Source organism: Bradyrhizobium sp. USDA 4454 (genome assembly GCF_054822705.1).
Genome location: NZ_JBTRCN010000001.1, coordinates 7,759,703 through 7,778,037, shown reverse-complemented (window position 1 = coordinate 7,778,037; position 18,335 = coordinate 7,759,703). Strand labels below are relative to the sequence as shown.

General features: G+C 62.9%; 13 protein-coding genes and 3 pseudogenes. 5 read left to right on the top strand and 11 right to left on the bottom strand.

Features of this window, described 5'->3' with window-relative positions:
- The first annotated feature begins 373 nt into the window (after positions 1 to 373).
- The gene (locus tag ACVIW0_RS36200; RefSeq protein ID WP_461346285.1) at positions 374 to 628 is read left to right on the top strand and encodes a hypothetical protein; all 255 of its coding nucleotides are present in this window, start codon (positions 374 to 376) and stop codon (positions 626 to 628) included.
- 949 nt (positions 629 to 1,577) lie between these two features.
- Here the strand turns inward: ACVIW0_RS36200 and ACVIW0_RS36195 are convergent.
- The 7 genes and pseudogenes from ACVIW0_RS36195 to ACVIW0_RS36165 form a co-directional block, all read right to left on the bottom strand.
- Positions 1,578 to 1,733: a hypothetical protein gene (locus tag ACVIW0_RS36195; RefSeq protein WP_461346286.1), complete on the bottom strand. Its 156-nt coding sequence runs from the start codon at positions 1,731 to 1,733 to the stop codon at positions 1,578 to 1,580.
- A 694-nt stretch (positions 1,734 to 2,427) separates the two neighbouring features.
- Positions 2,428 to 3,042, bottom strand: a complete 615-nt coding sequence (locus ACVIW0_RS36190) for a hypothetical protein (protein WP_461346287.1) — start codon at positions 3,040 to 3,042, stop codon at positions 2,428 to 2,430.
- A gap of 1,739 nt (positions 3,043 to 4,781) precedes the next feature.
- Complete coding sequence (locus ACVIW0_RS36185) at positions 4,782 to 5,324, bottom strand: hypothetical protein (RefSeq protein WP_461346288.1); 543 nt, start codon at positions 5,322 to 5,324, stop codon at positions 4,782 to 4,784.
- A gap of 134 nt (positions 5,325 to 5,458) precedes the next feature.
- On the bottom strand, positions 5,459 to 6,250 hold the full coding sequence (locus ACVIW0_RS36180) for a PDDEXK nuclease domain-containing protein (RefSeq protein WP_461357525.1): 792 nt from the start codon (positions 6,248 to 6,250) through the stop codon (positions 5,459 to 5,461).
- Positions 6,251 to 6,331: 81 nt separating this feature from the next.
- Positions 6,332 to 6,823: pseudogene (locus tag ACVIW0_RS36175) on the bottom strand (DUF1016 N-terminal domain-containing protein); the annotation flags it as partial.
- A complete protein-coding gene (locus ACVIW0_RS36170) occupies positions 6,820 to 8,061 on the bottom strand; it encodes a tyrosine-type recombinase/integrase (RefSeq protein ID WP_461346289.1) in 1,242 nt (413 codons plus the stop codon). The pseudogene ACVIW0_RS36175 and the gene ACVIW0_RS36170, both read right to left, overlap by 4 nt.
- 164 nt (positions 8,062 to 8,225) lie before the next feature.
- Positions 8,226 to 8,827 (bottom strand): annotated as a pseudogene (locus tag ACVIW0_RS36165) (JAB domain-containing protein).
- 180 nt (positions 8,828 to 9,007) lie between these two features.
- Here ACVIW0_RS36165 and ACVIW0_RS36160 point away from each other — a divergent pair.
- The 3 genes from ACVIW0_RS36160 to ACVIW0_RS36150 all read left to right on the top strand — a co-directional run bounded on the left by ACVIW0_RS36160 (position 9,008) and on the right by ACVIW0_RS36150 (position 11,670).
- Positions 9,008 to 9,727, top strand: a complete 720-nt coding sequence (locus ACVIW0_RS36160; RefSeq protein WP_461356690.1) for a DNA-3-methyladenine glycosylase I — start codon at positions 9,008 to 9,010, stop codon at positions 9,725 to 9,727.
- Between the two features lie 62 nt (positions 9,728 to 9,789).
- Positions 9,790 to 10,413, top strand: coding sequence for a TetR/AcrR family transcriptional regulator (locus tag ACVIW0_RS36155; RefSeq protein ID WP_461356689.1), 624 nt, complete (start codon positions 9,790 to 9,792; stop codon positions 10,411 to 10,413).
- A gap of 57 nt (positions 10,414 to 10,470) precedes the next feature.
- The gene (locus tag ACVIW0_RS36150; protein WP_461356688.1) at positions 10,471 to 11,670 is read left to right on the top strand and encodes an MFS transporter; all 1,200 of its coding nucleotides are present in this window, start codon (positions 10,471 to 10,473) and stop codon (positions 11,668 to 11,670) included.
- Between the two features lie 49 nt (positions 11,671 to 11,719).
- Here ACVIW0_RS36150 and map read toward each other — a convergent pair whose 3' ends face one another.
- Both map and ACVIW0_RS36140 read right to left on the bottom strand, forming a co-directional pair.
- Positions 11,720 to 12,544 (bottom strand): type I methionyl aminopeptidase, encoded by an 825-nt coding sequence (gene map, locus ACVIW0_RS36145; RefSeq protein WP_461356687.1) that lies wholly within the window; start codon positions 12,542 to 12,544, stop codon positions 11,720 to 11,722.
- Between the two features lie 169 nt (positions 12,545 to 12,713).
- Positions 12,714 to 14,030, bottom strand: coding sequence for a mechanosensitive ion channel family protein (locus ACVIW0_RS36140; protein ID WP_461356686.1), 1,317 nt, complete (start codon positions 14,028 to 14,030; stop codon positions 12,714 to 12,716).
- Positions 14,031 to 14,400: 370 nt separating this feature from the next.
- On the opposite strand from ACVIW0_RS36140, the pseudogene ACVIW0_RS36135 reads away from it, so the two are divergent.
- A pseudogene (locus ACVIW0_RS36135) lies at positions 14,401 to 16,195 on the top strand (potassium/proton antiporter).
- 9 nt (positions 16,196 to 16,204) lie between these two features.
- On the opposite strand, the gene ACVIW0_RS36130 reads toward ACVIW0_RS36135, so the two are convergent.
- Positions 16,205 to 17,473, bottom strand: a complete 1,269-nt coding sequence (locus ACVIW0_RS36130; RefSeq protein WP_461356685.1) for a hypothetical protein — start codon at positions 17,471 to 17,473, stop codon at positions 16,205 to 16,207.
- A 189-nt stretch (positions 17,474 to 17,662) separates the two neighbouring features.
- The gene (gene modC / locus ACVIW0_RS36125; RefSeq protein WP_461356684.1) at positions 17,663 to 18,334 is read right to left on the bottom strand and encodes a molybdenum ABC transporter ATP-binding protein; all 672 of its coding nucleotides are present in this window, start codon (positions 18,332 to 18,334) and stop codon (positions 17,663 to 17,665) included.
- Between the last annotated feature and the right edge of the window lies 1 nt (position 18,335).

Here is an 18,335-nt window from a genome sequence, read left to right as displayed (position 1 = left end):
AATGACGAGAGACTGTTCTGACAAATCGAAGTTTTGTATCGAAAAAGGATTTCTGGTTCATCGCAGCCACCGGTATCATAGACGAAACAGAACTCCGATCGACAAGGGGCGGAGAATAAACGCTAAGGGATATCCGGCGTCACATCCGCTTACTTCGGCCGGATGGTACGGTCTCTATACCACCGATTGGAGGGGAGGCATACGATCCGGTGAAGGCCGCCTTGCCGGGTGAGCGTGTTATTGAGAACTATCCTGATGGACATGGTTGGACACCCCATTATGGCTGGCAGAGCATAAATTAGCAGGATGGGTTGGACTGTCATTAAGGTGGTCCACGCCCTATTGCGCTTGGGGTATTGGCGGTGCTGGTGCCATGGACCACGCTCGCTATCGTCGCAACGCCGCGCGCATTCCTATTTCATACTGGCACGGAGTGGCAAGCTTCGTCGCCCGATACATAGCGACGCTCGTGATGATCGTGATCGTGGCCCCCATCGCCGCCGTAGGCTCGATGATGGCGGCCCGGCTCATCGCGCGGCGAAAGCTGAGTCGATTTGACACTGAAGCCTGCGAGCCCCGATGCTTGCCAAAAGAACTGGTCATCCAGTATGCTGCAACGGATGCGTAGTCTGGGCGCATTCATAGCTCGATGAGGCCACGCTCGGCAGCAATGCGGCGAGTGCTGACTTCAAGGTAGAGACCCGCACGTGTCGCTTGCTCACGAGCCCAAGGGCTTTGCCCTAGTAGCCGTTGGAGCCGTGACCTACGCCATTCCTCCACGCGACGAAGTCGTCCAAGGGACCGCCGGCTCCACTACAACACAGAGCCGCTTCTTCCTAGTCACTTCGGCTGCTCGCAATGCTCAACTGCCCGTTCGAGGCCGGGATGTTGCAAACTGTGGGCTTAGAGCTCGGAGAGCTGATCGTTATGCACAAAGACGAGATTGATCCGATTAATGCGCGACATCGGCGTCATTAGCGGCATGTCCGATCCCGTTCAACCGCGTCGGATTGACGACATGCATGTCCGAAATCCCACAAGCGGTTAGCTGGCGTGCTCTGATAGCGCGCCGCTTCTCCCCCTCGTCTTTCTCGAGTGATCTGGCACGTGGGCTGCTGAGCCTGGTATGGCTTGGTCACCTATCGAATGACCCTCGTGAGGGCCAAATCTTGTTAGCGGCGCCACGGTGTGCGGGCGATCCAGCAGCCGTCCGCATGCTTTCGGGGCGCGTTGGCCTTAGCCGCTGTACCTTGATTGCTCGCTGTTTGTATCGACTCCTGCACAGCGACCGTGTGGCATGCGAATTGCTGAGAGGCTTACGGCTCGGTTGTTTTATCCTCACGCAACCCCAGACAGCCAAGCTTGACGATCCAACTTAGCGCGGATGGATCCTCCCGATCCCCGCGCGCTTTTTTTGTATCGGTAGGTCGCGCGGTTCGCAATGCCGCCTCGGGCCGGAAGCGGTCGCGCAGCGAGGCAAGATCGGGTAACTTGTCCGGCGTCCAGATCCATCGCGATCGCCTCGGCGAGTTCTGCTTCGCATGCGCGCTCGCGAGCCAGCGCCAGAAGCTCGACCGTCACTTGCAGGCGCGCCGGTCATCACCATGCTCCCGCAAGGTCTCGAACAGACGTTTGTAAGCTGCGCGCGGGAAGAGTTGGTCGCGATAAACGAGATTTAGGAGCGCCATCGGCTTGCGCCGCAGGGCATGGATGACGTCGGTAATCCACGACATGACCGCCCGATCTCTCGGACGCAGGCCGACCGCGCCGCAGCGTCAAGGCCGGTGTGGCGCCAAGGGAGCATTCGAGCCGGTCGTCGAAGATGCGCACACGCAGGCGATGGCCGATCAATCTTGAAGGCACGGTGTAGAACTCGCGCCGCAGGATGAAGCACCTGACGACGTCACCGAGATCACTTTCTCGTGCGGCCTTTTGGCAGCGGCGCCAACGCCTCCGTCTCGAGCGCGATCGACTTGGCGAGGTGGCGTTGCATCGGCCGACAATCTCGTCGACAAAAGCCCGGTACGCATCGAGACTGGCGAAGTCGCGCGTCCCCGCAGCAATAGCGCTTCTTCCAGTGCCCGCTTGAGATGGCCGTGCGCGCTTTCGATCGAGTCGTATTCTCATGCGCGATGCCCGCATTGTTGCGCGTTGGCCATGCCATAGTGACCCATCAGTCCGGAGTAGCGCTGCGTCAGATCCTCCTGTGCGTCGGCGGCCCCGATGCCGGACTGGTACCATTACTGCTGCGCAGAGTTATGCTGACGGCCGCCTGGAAATTCGATACTTGGATGCGCGCTCCGCGGACGAGGTCGGGACGAGGCAGCGCGCGCTAAGGCCGCTGACCCGGCAACCGCAGAATGACTCAATTTGAAATTTGGCACCCCGAAAGCCGACGGAAGACCATCGCGTGATCATGGTCCTGTGTCATGGCACTCCATCCGTACTGCTGCCCCGCCGGTCACCCTTCGTAACCGCTTGTTCTGGAGTTGCGCAGAATCGGCTATGGCATACCATCTCACCCTTGTAGTTGGCCAGCGTTTGAACCAATTGCGACGCTGCACGCTCCTTCCAGTCCTCTGCGATCAGATCCGAGGTGCCGAGCGACCCGAGCGACAGCTCCACCAATTCGACAGCGCGCTCCTTGTTGTCGATTGCATAATAATATTGAGCGACCGCCTCATACGAGCATGTTTTCATGCCGCTACAGCCGGGAGGGTTGAGCTTGAGGATACGTTCCGCCAGGTCTTTCCCGATAGCGAGGCGCTCGGCCGATGGAAAATCGGAGTTATCCTTCGATGGATCGAATAGTTCGCCCATGGCGAAGGCCATCCAGACTTCCGAGTTTCTGTCGATCGCTTCGCGGACCAGCTGACGCATCACCGGCGGTCCCTGGACGTCATGCATTTTGTGAAGCAAGAGATCCGCCTCTCGCGTCCGTAAGGTGACATCGTCAGGCGTTGCACGAAGAGCCAGCTCGATGACGGAGAGCGCAGCAGGCCAGTTCCCGGCCTTCACGGCTGACGTGAGCTCGTCCAGCATTGCAAATCTGCGTGCAAGCTGTCATTTTGAAGCGATCCGGTGCCTTTCTTCTATCCTGGCTTCGTCACCGCCAGTTGCCGTCGAGAACCCTGGGCAATAGATCATCGAGGCGAGACAGGATCAGCGCAAGAGAGAGGTGGCTTGGCGGTCAATTTCACGGAGTTCCTCCTTTCGTCGCGAGCACCCGGGTGCGCGAGGCGTGTCTGTCAAATCGGCTTCAACCACGAGCTCCCGCGGGGGGAACAACAAACCTGCTTGATCCAGTAGTGGTCGTGGTCGAATAGCTCGGCCATTTGGCTTTGCCCTAACATATCCGAGCGGGCGGCTCTCCCGCACCCGGATCTTCCCAAGAGTAACCCGCGTCATATCCGCGCCCATTCGCGTCCTCTTCCCTCGTCAGAATGATCGGCATTGCTCAGGATGAACGCGCTTGACCTCTGCGTTCGGATCGCGGGTCAAGAAGTCGAACACATCGATGGTAACTTTTGCCTTCCATTTTCACTCCCTCCATCCACAAGGACAACAAGTAGTAGGCGATCGACTTGATTACCAGCTTGATCCCTGAAGAATGATCATCAGGAAGGGCCGGAGACTATGACTGCCTTCGTCCGGGGCCGGTCCAGCGAAAGGCCTCCTGCCGCCGTCCATGCGCTGAGGTCTCTCCAATCCTGCCGGCTAAGTGGAAGCCTGAGAAAGAAAAGTGCCGGATTGCAATCGAGGGCTGCCATGACGTCGTAGGGCGTAAAGTCTCGCTTGCCACACAACTCGGCAAGCCTTTTCCTGAGCTCTGACCTTAACTGCAACGGGTTGGGTTGCCGTGGCAACATCGATGCTTCTTGCAGTTCCGCTGCGCGCTTCACGCAGGCATCCTCACGTTCGAAAATCTGCTTTACGCGCGCCGCGGAAATGCCGAAAGACCTTCCAATCGAGCTTAAGCTTTCACCATTCTGGCGGCGTTCCAGAATCGCCTGGTTACGAGGGCTAGGTCTTCGTTTCGGAGAGGCCATGGTTCACCTAACTGAACAGGATGCAAGCGAGGCGATCAATAAAGCGGGCTGCGCAAGCCAGAGGCCCAAACATAGGCCATTGCGCAAGCTGTCGCTCCTGACAGGAATGATAGGTCATCTAGCCTAGGCGACGCAGAAGTTTGCGCCAGAATAAAGTCTCGAAGACTTGCAAAATCGCAAATATGATTCTGCGTGGGCGAGGGTTCCGCATCGTCCGGGGCAACCTGACGAGCAACTGCAGACGGCTCCGCGGCTATCAAACGGAGCCAAGCTAAGGTTGCCAATGGGCGTTCCGCGCGAGGCTGCGCGAAGGCTATTCTCTCAAGAACCGATTCCGTCGGTCAAGACAGCCGAGGCCAGCGCCCCAATTATCAAGCGGTCCGCTTATGCCGCGTCTAACGCTGCGGCCGCCAGGAATTCAGCTCATTTCGCGAGGCCGCGGCTCTTCCCGTAGCGCTCGGTCATCACTGGAAACGGCGATGCCGCCAACGCAGTTGTACGGTCATCGCTGATCACACCGATGTTGCTACTGCAACGATTTAAAGGTGCGGCGGATAGGTTCTTGATCCGCGGCATCGTCGTCTCAATGACCCGATCGGTTTGATGAGAAGTCGAGGCGGGGGTAACTCCCCGACCCATGGCCATGCGGGTTCCGAACGTGAATGAAGTAGGCCTTCAACGTGTCTCCCTCCCATGGGACAAGGCCGTCCGTTCTGATGGCTAACAAGATTGTCAATGTAATTGGGCGCCACGCTCGCGGCCCGTCGACCAGCCCTTGTCGTCGGATATGATCTTGATTGTGCTCTCGAGCGCCTTCGCCGCATGAAAGGCTTCATCATGGTGCTGCACGTCGGCGTGCTCGATTGCTTCCTTCAGTTCGCGATCGACGTCTGCCCATTTGCATCTCGCATTAACGCCTAGCAGGGCATCCGCGATGCGCGTCTTGGTCAGCTCGTCTCGCGCAAAAGTAGGATCCCGTCGTGATAGTGCATCCCCATCCGGGCCTGCCGGAATCGACTGTTCAGCGCGTGCGACCTTGGTGATTGCCTCTGGGGCAGCTCGGCTGAGTTCGCGAGCACGCTCTTCCGCCGAACGGAAGAGCAGCTCGACTAAGCTGAGACGCACTTTCAGAGAGGTGTCTGTGGTCCCATGACAATCCTTCCATAGTTCATACACCTCGGTCAGGAATTCAAGCTGCGTCCCAGGACGGCGCGTCGTAGAGACACTCGCGTCTGTTTCGCGTGCGAGCGCGTCGTGCGCGCTTGAAGAAGTCATTGTTGAGCTACAAAGGCTCAACAAGGTCGCAAGATGATGTGTGCAATCTGAACGAAAAGTTGGTGAATCTCAGCGGCCCGGCAGATCGCCCCATTAGATCTGGTGAGGGTAACGGCGAAAAAACACGTCCTCGATCATGATGTTTCCCCCTTAACGGGGCCATTTCCACGCAGGTTTTGAAGTTCGTTTAGAAAAATTGTGCCGACATCGACGGCTTGCTTCGCGGTCGCCGGGTCGACGTCCATACCGTGCGCGGCCTCGTTCATGACTCTCAGTGAGTCCAGAAGCTGCGCGGTGCTGGCGGAGGCGAGGCTGCGACGATGCAGTTCGCGCAGCATGTTGCTGAGGCCAGTCGGTCGAGTCGGAGCAAAGCCGTGGTCGTCCATAAAGTCGTGCAGGGCTCTCTCGATCTCCATGCGCATTTTGACGAGAGACATGAGCGGAAATTCACGAGCGAACTCCTCCACAGTCGGCAGGTCTTGCTGAAGCTGGGGCGGCAGTGCAGGTGAGAGCTGATATTGCGCTACACCCATCGGCTTGCTCGCGTCGCGTAGAGCATATTCGACGATCACCTCGTTACGGCCCTTACAGAGGATGATGCCGATCGTCGCCTGATCGTCGCGGTGCCGGAGTTGATCGTCAACTGCCGAGAGGTAAAAGTTCATCTTCCCTGCGAATTCGGGCTTGAAGTCGTCGATCTTCAGTTCGATTACCACGAAGCAGCGCAATCGAAGGTGATAAAAGAGTAGATCAAGATAGTAGTCCTGGCCGGCGACCTCGAGATGATACTGGCTGCCGACGAAGGCAAAGCCCTTACCAAGTTCGAGGATGAGCGACCGGAGGTGCTCGATCAGCCCACGTTCGAGGTCACGCTCGAGCATCTCGGGGCCGAGCGATAGAAAGTCGAAAGTGTAGGAGTCTTTCAGGATCTGCTGGACGAGCTCCGATTGCTCGGCTGGCAGAGTCCGCGAGAAATTTGTGAGCGCGCTGCCCTGGCGCGCGAACAGGTTGCTATCGATCTGATGGATGAGGACGTTGCGGCTCCATCCGTGTTCAATCGCTTGGTGGGCGTACCAAGCGCGCTCCTCGGGCGCCTTGACTGCATCCAGCAGGCGGACGTTATGGCCCTAAGGCAAAAGTGCAACAACCTGTTGCACAAATCCGCCATCCGGCCACGCCTCCGCGAAGGCGCGCATATACTTCAGGTTTCGGGCCGAGAGCCCGGTCATCTCAGGGAAGGCTCGGCCCAGGTCGTCGGCTAGACGATCGATGACCTTGGCGCCCCATCCCGCCCGGTCCTGTCGCGCGAGGATATCGCGTCCGATGTTCCAATAAAGCAGGATCAGCTCACGGTTCACCGAAAGAGCGGCACGATGCCGCGCCTCCGCGATCTTCCGTTTAACGTCGCTGACGAACGCCGAATAGCTTTGGGCGTCAATTTCGGTCGTTGGCTTGGCCGCTTTTCGGGCCGAGAGGGATTTGGAAGGTCGCTTGCTCACGCGGCCACCTTCAAGCGCTTCTTCGCCAGCATGGCGCGCACGAACTTGTCCCACTTTGCCATTCCCGCGCGCTTCTCGGGCATGTAATGCCAGCGATCATAGTTCTTGGAACTGACGTCCTGGAGCGCATGATTTTGCAGACGATCTCGAATTTCTTTGGACACGCCCGCCTTGCCGGCCAGCGTCTTGAAGGTTCGTCGAAGGTCCCGATTTGTTGCGTAGGGGATCACGCCGCGGTCCCGCTGACGCCAAACGAAGCTATAGAGCGTACCGTGGCTTACGGGCTTGGATGGGTCCTTCGCTGAGGGAAAGAACCAGCCGTACTTATTTGGCTTGATCGACTCAATCAATTCGGCGGCGGTCGACGGCACTGGAACAGCGTGCGGCTGAAGGTTTTTGGTCTTCGACCAATCGATGATCTTCTCCGGCGCATCCCATTGATCGACATGCAGGCGCGCGATTTCTTCGACGCGTTGACCAGTCAGCATGATCAGCTGCACGGCGCGAGGATAGGAGGGATGAACCGGCGTATCGGGGCATTCCAGCCAGCGATAGAGTTGCACGAACTCTTCTTCGTTGAGCCAGCGCGTGCCCTGAACCTTAGGTTCGGTCGGAATTTCCGAGGCCGGATTGAATGGGATACGGAAGCGGCGCGGGGATGTATTCCGATAATCGTTGTCCGATTTCATCCCCCAACTATAAGCCGCGTGGATGTAACATCGCACGTGATCGGCCATCGAGCGGGCGCCACGCTCGTAAATCGGCCGGATAAGCTCGACGATCTCCTCAGATTCGATCTCGCGCGCGAGCCGGTTGCGTCCGAGCGTATCGGCGATCTTGTTGAGGCCCTTCTCCGTCTCCTTCCAGGACGGCTTCCCGGCGGCCTTCAGCGACCCGACGTAGCCTTCGAACAGATCAGCGACGGTGCCGGGGCGGGTGTCTGTTGCGATCTTGATGCTCCGGCCCTTCTGGATCACATCGGCGTAGTCACGCTTGAAGACCTCGCGCGCCTGGGCCAAGGACGTTGACGGATAGGCGCCGAGCTTCTTTTTAGCGCGTTTACCGTCGCGCCATTGCTGCGCCATCCACTCAGCGGTCACCCGCTTGGGCATCGGTTTGAGGACAAGGACGAGACGGCCGGTGCCGCGACCTTCACCATCTGCGAGGTTTTCTTGTTTCCGGCTGAGTTCGACGCGTTTCATCGCATGTCGGATCGCGGTGTCGGTCAGGCTTGGCATGGCGTCTCTACTGTTCCGCAACTGGGATCGGTCGGGGAGAAACGGGGATCGTTTACTGGGATCGGAAAACCGTTTTCTATCCCTCTAACCGCTCCCAATTTGCCATGAACACCCTCACCACGCAATGCGAGGAAAGAACTAATTTTATAGGTGTTTCAGAGGGATCAAGCGTGATCTAGCGTGATCGAATAGGGGTAGTGGGGTGGTTGTGCACCAGGATCAGCGCGGTGGCGGACAATTCAAGCGCGCGCTTGATCACCTCGCGCGGATAAACAGGCGTGTGATCGACGGTGCCGGTCTGCTGCACCTCGTCGGCGATCAGCTGGTTGCGCTTGTCGAGGAACAGCAGGCGGAACTGCTCCTTGTCGGCGAACGCCATGCCGGTGCGGCAATAATCAATGACGTCGTTCCACGATGACAGTGCGATGTTGCGCCTGATCTCGCCCTTGGCGATGCGCCCGGCGGCGGCGGCGAGCAGCTTGATCTGGTTGATCGAGGCATCCTTGACGCCGTCGACCTCGCGCAGCCGCGCCACCGGCGCATGCACCACCTCGGCGAACGAGCCGAACTTCTTCAAGAGAGCCTTGGCCAACGGCTTGGTGTCGCGGCGGGGGATGGCGGCGAACAGCGCCATCTCCAAGAGCTCATAGTCGGTCAGCGCGTCCGGCCCGGCGGCATAGAAGCGCTCGCGCAGCCGTTCGCGATGGCCGTGATAATGCGGCGTCTCGTCGACTTCGTCCTGGTTGGCATCGGGTTTGGCGGGCATCGGGCACAACCATGCCGTGCCTGCCGCGATTTGCAAGGGGCGACGCAACTTCCCGGTTTGCCACAATGCGACGGGCGAATTACCGTCGGCCGCAACGTTCGGGATCGAAAAGAGTGTTTTCGAGCGAAGTGGATACCGGTTCGCGTAAAGAAAACGCGTCAAAACTAGGGGGAGGGCGGGGTGACATCGTTCAAGGTGATCCGCGCACGCGCCGAGAAGCGCAAGGGCGGGCCGAAGGCATTGGAGAAGCTGCTGCGGCCGCCGGCCGGCGCCAAGGCGCTGGCCAAGCTCGGCGACGACCGCGTGCTGGCCGAGATGACCAGACGCGTGTTCTGCGCGGGTTTTGCCTGGAGCGTGATCGACGCCAAATGGCCGGGCTTCGAGGCAGCGTTCTTGGGCTTTCAGCCCGCCAAGCTCGCGTTCAAGCCCGACGAATTCTGGGAGAAGCTGACCAGCGACGCCAGGATCGTGCGCAACGGCGCCAAGATCATGTCGGTGCGCGACAACGCCCGCTTCGTGCAGGAGATCGCCCGCGAGCACGGCAGCTTCGGAAAATTCCTTAGCGCCTGGCCGTCGTCGGATGAGGTCGGATTGCTGGATCTGCTGACGAAGCGCGGCAGCCGGCTCGGCGGCAACACCGGGCAGATGCTGCTGCGCTTCCTCGGCTGGGACGGTTTTGTCACCTCGCGCGACGTCGTCGCCTGCCTCCGCGATGCCGGCCTCGATATCGCCGAGGAGGTCAAGTCGAAGCGCGATCTCGCCAAGGTGCAGGCGCAATTCAATGCCTGGGCCGAGGAGACCGGGCTGTCCTATCTGCATCTGTCGCGGATCTGCGCGATGTCGGTCGGCGAGAACCACACGCCGGAGGAGATCGTTGCGCGGACGCGGAGCGACTATTGATTTTTGCGCACCGCACAAAGACGTGAATTGATTTAGGGAACGATCCCTCCCTAAAAGAGGCAATGACGACCATGGTCCAGCGATTGCAGCAGTTGGCCCGCCCGCGCGGCCGGCCGCGGGAATTCGACGTGGACCAGGCGCTCGACAAGGCCATCAGGGTGTTTCGCGAACAGGGCTACAACGCCACCTCGATCGAGGACCTGACCGCGGCGATGGGGCTTGCGTCCGGCAGCATCTACAAGGCGTTCAAGGACAAGCGCGCGGTCTTCCTGGCGGCGCTCGACCGCTACATGCGGCTGCGCAACGATCAGGTTGCCTCGATTGCCCGGACGCAAGGGTCGGCGCGCGAGCGGCTGCGCGCGGTGCTCGGCTTCTATGTCGATTCGGCCAAGGGCATCGAAGGCCGGCGCGGCTGCATGATGGTCGGCAGTGCGGTGGAGCTTGCGATCGCCGACCGCGAGGTGGCCGCCCGGGTCGGCGCGACGCTGGCGCGCAACGAGGCGTTCTTGGCCGATCTGATCCGGCAGGGGCAGGCGGACGGATCGATCTCGAGCCGGATCGATCCGGAGGATACGGCACGGATGATGGTCTGCCTCACGCAGGGCCTGCGCGTGGTCGGAAAGTCCGGGCGTGCTCCGGCGGATACCGCCGCCGCCGTCGATATCGCAATGAAGCTGCTGGCATGAATGGCCGGCCAGTTTCGTGGCTATTTAGGAAATGAACATTCCCGAAATGGAGTCCCTATGACGATAATCACCTCCGAGGCCGGCCCGGAGCCGGATTCGGTTTCGACCTGGCTGACTTTCCTGCTGGCGCTGTCCTGCGGGCTGGTGGTCGCCAACATCTACTACGCCCAGCCGCTTGCCGGGCCGATCGCCGCGGACCTCGGCCTGTCGCCGGAACATGCCGGCCTGCTCGTGACCATGACCCAGCTCGGCTACGGCGCGGGTCTTTTGTTGATCGTTCCGCTCGGCGATCTCATCGAGAATCGCCGGCTGGTCTCGACCGTGATTGCGCTTGCCGCGGTCGCGCTGGCTGCGGCTGCGCTGTCGAGGCATCCGCTGCCGTTCCTCGCCGCCGCGCTGTCGGTCGGCTTTTCGTCGGTCGCCGTGCAGATCCTGATTCCCTATGCCGGCCATCTGGCGCCCGCGCGTATCCGCGGGCAGGTGGTCGGCAATGTCACCAGCGGCTTGATGATCGGCGTGATGCTGGCGCGCCCGGTGTCGAGCTTCATCGCTTCGGTGTCGTCCTGGCACATGGTCTACTGGATCTCGGCCGCGCTGATGGTGTCGCTTGCGATCCTGCTGCGCTGGACGTTGCCGACGCGGATGCCGCAAGCGCGCCTGAGCTATGGTGCGCTGCTGCGCTCCATGGTTCACCTCGCCCGCACGACGCCCGTGCTCAAGCGCCGCGCGCTCTACCAGGCCAGCCTGTTCGGGGCGTTCAGCCTGTTCTGGACCACCGTGCCGCTGGTGCTTGCCGGACCTGCTTTCCGATTCACACAGTCGGGCATCGCGCTGTTTGCGCTGGTCGGCGCGGCCGGTGTCGTCTCGGCGCCGCTTGCCGGCCGCGTCGCGGATCGCGGCTGGACGCATCCGGCCACGGCAGCGGCGCTGCTGCTGGCGAGTATCGGCTTCGCGCTCACCATGATCGTTGAACCGGGGTCGTCCCTGTCGCTGGCCCTGTTCGTCGTCGCGGCGATCGCGATCGATTTCGGCGTGCAGGCCAATGTCGTGCTCGGCTTTCGCGCATTGTTCGTGCTCGGCGCCGAATCGCGCAGCCGGCTCAACGGGCTCTATATGGCGACGTTCTTCCTCGCCGGCGCGCTCGGCTCGGGCGTCGGTGGCTGGGCCTATGCGTCGGGCGGATGGTGGCTGGCGGCCGCCATCGGCGGCGTGCTGCCGCTCTGTGCGCTCGCTTATCTTGCGACGGAAACCAAATAGGGCGTGCGGGTCGCTGCCGCCTCGGGCGGCGACCCGATTATGAACCCGATCACACCTGCACCCACGGCTTCTCGCCGTGGCGCTCGGACAGCGTGAAGATCTCGACGCCATCGGCGGTGACGCCGACCGAGTGCTCGAACTGCGCCGACAGCGAGCGGTCGCGGGTCACCGCGGTCCAGCCGTCGGACAGGATCTTCACATGCGGCTTGCCGAGATTGATCATCGGCTCGATGGTGAAGAACATGCCCGGCTTCAGCGGCGCGCCTTCGCCCGGGCGGCCGATATGGATGATGTTCGGCTCGTCGTGGAACAGGCGGCCGAGGCCGTGGCCGCAGAAGTCGCGCACCACGCTCATGCCCTGCGGCTCGACGAAGCTCTGGATGGCGTGGCCGATATCGCCGGTGGTGGCGCCGGGCTTCACTGCCGCAATGCCGCGCATCATCGCCTCATAGGTCACCTCGATCAGCCGCTCGGCCTTCCGCGCGATGGCGCCGATCGCATACATCCGGCTCGAGTCGCCGTACCAGCCGTCGACGATGAAGGTGACGTCGACATTGACGATGTCACCTTCCTTCAGCGGGCGGTCGCCCGGCATGCCGTGGCAGACCACGTGATTGATCGAGGTGCAGGTCGAGTAGCGATAGCCGCGATACATCAGCGTCGCCGGATAGGCGCCGTGGTCGAAGGCGAACCTGCGGACGAACTCGTCGATGACGGAGGTCGGGACACCCGGCTTGACGATGTCGGTCAGCGCATCGAGGCACTTCGACACCAGGGCACCCGCCTTGCGCATGCCGGCAAAGCCGCTCGGCCCGTGCAGCTTGATCTGGCCGGTCTTGCGAAGCGAGGTGTCGGTGGCGTCGATATAGCTCATGGGCGGGATGTTTCTGCGGGCAAGGGGCTGATTTCAGGCTCTAATTTAATGATCGGCGCGCCCGGCGCAAGCCAGGCTTGGGCCATGGGGGTAATGTCCAAACGGCTTGATTTCCAGGCGAAATCCGGAAACGACGGCCTCCGGCGGTCCGAAAAGATGGTGCCAACCGCTAGCTGGAGACCTCCACCACGCTCTCGACCGGCAGCGCGCCGCCGCGGATGCGGAGTTCCCGCACCGGATAGGGGACCTTGATGCCGTCCTGCTTGAAGGCGTCCCACAGCGCCAGCATGACGTCGCTCTTCACGTTGTCCATGCCGTCGGGATCGGCGATCCAGAAGGTCAAGGAGAACTTCATCCCCGCCTCCGCGAACTCGGTCAGGATGCAGTTCGGCGTCCGGCCCTTGGTGGCGCGCGGATGGGCCGCTGCGGTTTCGATCCCGAGCTTGCAGACCTGCCGCGGATTGGCATCGTAATCGGTGGCGAAGGCGATCTTCACCAGCGTGTTCTTGTCGGTATAGGTCCAGTTGGTGACCTTCTGCGTCACCAGATCCTCGTTCGGGATCAGGAACTCGCGGCCGTCGCCGGCGGCGACCGAGATGTAGCGGGTCTTCATCGCGCTGATGCGGCCCGAATTGTCCCCGATCGTGACCAGGTCGCCGGGCTTCACCGATTTGTCGACCAGCAGAATCAGGCCGCTGATGAAGTTGGCGACGATCTTCTGCAGACCGAGACCGATGCCGACGCCGGCCGCACCGGTGAACACTGCAAGCGCGGACAGGTTGATGCCGACCGCGCCGAGCGCGATCACGATCGCCAGCACCATCAGCCCGATGCGGATGATCTTGACCAGCAGCACCTGGATCGACGGTGTCAGGTCGGTGGCGCGGTTGATGCGGCTCTCGGCGAAGTTGCCGGCGAGGTTGGTCAGCCACAGCGCCACGATCAGGAGCGCGCCAGCCTTGATTGCCAGCAGCGGGGACAGGCGGAGGCCGCCGACGACGACCGCATACGCATCCAGCGTGTCGGCCGCCCAGTCGAGCTGGCCGATGATGCTGAGGGCTGCGACCACCCAGGCCGAGATCGACACTGTCTTCACGATGAAGGCGTTGTCGATCACCGAGGTGACAAGCCGGATCACCAGCCAGGCCAGCGCCAGCTTGGCGGAGACCGCGATCAGATAGCTGCGGCTCGGCCAGGTGGCGTGCCACATCACGATGCGCGAGATCACCATCAGCACCGCGAAAACCGCGGTGGAGGCGCTCTCGACCACCACGCGGACGAAATGCCGGAGCGGCAGCGGCCAGCGCATCGCCAGCGATGCCATGTTGACCCGCGCATGGATCGCGGTATCGGCGGCGTAGGCGAGGCCCGCGGCGGCGAGGATGATGCCGAATTGCAGATAGAACCAGGGCGAAGCGACCTCGGCGCCGACCGAGCGCGCCGCCAATTGGATCGATTCCAGGACGTCCTTCCAGCTCATGTCCATCGGCAAAGTCTCAACTTGAAGCGCGGGTCAGGCAAATGTGATTCGAGGCTGCGCGCAGAATCCCACATTGGCGCGCACGCGACCATCGATACACCACAGTGTCGGGGCGACCTAGGGCTGTGTCTCTGACAGCCCATTCCGTCATTCCGGGGCGCGACGAAGTCGCGAACCCGGAATCCAGAATTTGTGGATCGAGATTCCGGGTTCTCGCTTCGCGAGCCCCGGATGACGCCGAGTGATCACGCGTCAGAGACACAACACTGTGGCGCACGGGACCGGGCACATTGCCGCTCATGGCAGAAATCGGTTGGCGTCCCAGTGTGGCGACGATAAGGATGCAATTGCAAGTATTTGAGACCTTTGAAGGCGCATGGCATCCCTCGACTCCGTCAGTATAGCGATCCTGCTCGGCGCGGTGCTGGTGATGGCCGGCATCCTGTCGAGCCTGCTGGCGTTGCGGTTCGGTGCCCCCCTGCTGCTGGTGTTCTTGCTGGTCGGCATGCTGGCGGGCGATTCTGGGCCCGGCCGGCTCCAGTTCGACGACGTCCGCACAACCTATCTGGTCGGCTCGGTGGCGCTGGCGCTGATCCTGTTCGACGGCGGATTGAAGACGCGATTTGCGAGCATCCGCACCGTGCTGGCGCCCTCGATGATGCTGGCCACCGCCGGCGTGCTGCTGACCGCGCTGATCACGGCGCCGGTCGCCCGCTACGTGCTCGACCTCAACTGGACCGAGTCGCTCCTGGTCGGCGCCGTGGTGGCCTCGACCGATGCCGCGGCGGTGTTCCTGCTGGTGCACACCCAGGGCCTGCGGCTGCGCCCGCGCGTCGGCGCCACGCTGGAGGCGGAATCCGGCACCAACGATCCGTTCGCGATCTTCCTCACCTTGATGCTGGTCGAGTTCATCTCGATCGGCCAGAGCTCGGCCTCGCATATCGCACTGGAGTTTATCCAAGAGGCGGTGCTCGGCGCCATCATCGGGGTGATCGGCGGCCGGCTGGTGGTGATCGCGCTGAATTACGTGGCGCTGCCGCAGGGCCTGCATGCGCCGTTCGTCACCACGGCAGCGCTCGTCATCTTCGGCGGCTCGCAGATCGTGCACGCCTCGGGATTCCTCGCGGTCTATCTCGCCGGTATCATCATCGGCAACCGGCCGACCCGCGCGCATAATTCGGTGGTGACGTTCCTCGACGCCGCGACCTGGCTGGCGCAGATCGTGATGTTCGTGCTGCTCGGCCTCCTGGTCTCGCCGCATCGGCTGCTCTCCAGCGCCGGCGGCGCGGTGCTGGTGGCGTTCGCGCTGATGCTGGTGGCGCGGCCGCTGGCGGTGCTGATTTGCCTCGCGCCGTTCAAGTTCAACTGGCGGGAGAAGGTCTTCATCGCCTGGACCGGCTTGCGCGGCGCGGTCGCGATCTTCCTCGCCTCGATCCCGATGCTGGTCGGCCTGTCGAAGGCCTATCTCTATTTCGACGTTGCCTTCGTCGTCGTCATCATCTCGCTGCTGTTGCAGGGCTGGACGCTGGCGCCGGCAGCGCGGAAGCTGCATGTCGCGCTGCCGCGCACCGAGCGCGGCCCGCGGCGTGTCGAATTGGATCTGCCCGGCCAGCTCGAGCAACAGCTGGTCGGCTATCCGGTACGGCCGAAGAGCCTGTATTTCCGCCGCGGCCTGATCCCGTCCTGGTCGAAGCCGACGCTGGTGATCCGCGACGAGCGGATCCTGACGCCGACCGAGGCCGATCCGGTCGCGGCCGGCGACTACATCTATCTGCTGGCGCCGCCGGAGCGCGCCGAGGCGCTCGATCGCTTCTTCGTCGACATGGCGCCATCGAGCGCGCCCGATCCGCATCTGCTCGGCGACTTCATGGTGTCGGCCGAGCATACGCTGGGCGAGCTCGCCGAGATCTACGGCGTCAAGGTCGACGAGCAGCAGGCCAAGCTGACGCTGGCGGATTATTTCGACATCAATCTCGACCGCGCGCCGAAGGAAGGCGCCGAGCTTGCGCTCGATGAGATCGTGCTGGTGGCGCGCAGCATCAGCGGCGGCCCGCGTCAATGTCGTCGGCCTGCGCCTGCCCGAGGAAGAGGAGAAGGTCGCGCCGCAAACGCGGATGCAGATCGTGCGGCGCAAGCTCGCCGATATCTGGGCGTCGGTGGCAGGGGTCTGAGCCGCGGCCTCACTGCTTGCGGAGGAAGTTCGAATCCGGGGCGAACTTCCTGATCATGTCGGACAGGCCGTCGTTGGCCGGCGCGCCGGGGTCCTTCGCAGCCGGCTCGTCCTTGAGCTTCTTCTGGCCGGAGATCTCGGCCAGCGCCGCGAGCAGCGTCTCGTCGAGATTGTCGGCCACTGTCTTGGCAGGCGCCGTATTGGCAGGTGTTGTCTCGGCAGGCGCCGTGTTGGCGGGCGGAGGTGGCGCCGGCGGCGGTGGTACCGTAGCCGCGGCCCGCGGCGGGGTCGGCACCTCGGGCTCGCGCTTCGCCGGCGGCATTGGCTCCGGCGCCGGCGGAGGCCTGGATGCGTCCGCCCGCCGGGCTGCGGCCTCGCTGACGGCCGCGATCAGCGATGCTTCGAGGTCAGTGGGCGTTTCAGCCGGCATTGGCGGCGGTGCAGTCGGTATCGGCGATGGCACAGCGGACACCGGCGGCAATGGCGCATCCGGCTTCACGTCCCGGGCTGCGCGCCCGAACAGCGGTTCGCGCTGGCCCGCCATCGCCGGACGGCTGTCGGTAACCTTGCCGGGCTCCTTGTTGGATTCCTTGGCCGACTTGAAGAGACCGGCACGTTCGGCGGCAACCCTGGCAGAAGCCTCCTCGACCGCGCGGAACAGGGACGCTTCCGACGCATCGGCGGGATTGCTCGGCGGCGTCGCCGGCTTGGCGGCAGGGGCGGCCGGCGGCTTTGGCTCCGGTCGCGGCGGCAGCGGCGCTGGCCGCGATCCTTCGACCGGCGCGGGCGGAGCGGCGGTCTGGCCGTCGCGGGCGCGTGCGATGATGCCGTCGACGATCGCCCCGAGGCGGCTCTTGTCGGGGGCGTCGAGATAGCTGGCGGCCAGCTCGTCGACATATTGCGGGCCGTAATCGGCCAGCACCTTGGCGAGCTGGGCCAGATCTGGGTCGCTCTCGACCAGCCGGCGCCAGGTCTGCCGGTCGTAGGGGGCGTCCCCCTGATGGTCGGGCCAGGCCACTCGGCGCGGCTGGCGCTGCGGTCCGGTATCCTGACCGGTGACGGGGGCGAGGGTCGGCGGCTGCAGCCCGGCGCTGAGGCGGGGAGGGTTAAATCCGCCAGCGCCGGCCAGCACGGGGTCATCGGCTTCGCGCCGCCGCCGCTCGGCAACCTGGAGCGAGATCAGGCCAATGCCCATCAGCAGGAAGCCGAGTGCAGCCCACGAAATCGTGGCGCACAACAGTCCGCCGATCAGCAGCAATACCCAGCCAGTCAGTCGCACGATGCACCTTTCCCCATGGCCCGATCGGGAAGTCCCGACGCGGGCCTAGCAGACAAGATGGGCTATCTTATGCCGACTTTCGGAAAAACGGCCAGCTGGAGCAGGATGAAGTTAGGTTGGATCGGTTTGACCGCGGGTTTTGGTCCACCTCTCCCCAGGGAGAGGTGACAGGTGAACTTCCGCCACGCTTTAGGCACCCGACGTCAGCACCTTGACACCGCCGAATGCGGTCACCTGGCCGTGGCGCAGCATCACGATCTGGGTGGCGAGCTGGCGCAACTCGGCGGCGTCGTGGCTGACATAGACCATCGGCACGCCGGCCTCGTCGCGCAGCCGGATCAGGTAGGGCAGGATCTCGAGCTTGCGGCTTTCGTCGAGCGCGCCCAGCGGCTCGTCCAGCAGCAGCAGCCGCGGCTTGGACAGCAAAGCGCGGCCAAGCGCGACGCGCTGCCGCTCGCCGCCGGAGAGCTTTCCGGGACGGCGGTCGAGCAGGGCGCCGATGTCGAGCAGATCGACGACGCGCTTGTGTTGCGCGGGGTCCTCGGTGAGGCCGTTCATGCGGCGGCCATAGTCGAGGTTCTGCCGGACATCGAGATGCGGAAACAGCCGCGCATCCTGGAACACGTAGCCGATGCGGCGGCGCCAGGTCGGGATGTGGATGCCGGCGGCGGTATCGTCGACGGTCTCGCCATCGATCACGATGGTGCCGCGATCGGGACGCAGCAGCCCGGCGATGGTGTTGATCAGCGAGGTCTTGCCGGAGCCGGACGCGCCGAACAGGCCGGTGACGCGGCCCTCGCTGGTGAACGACGCCGCGAGCGAGAACTCGCCGAGCTGCTTTTTGATGTCGACGCGCAGCATC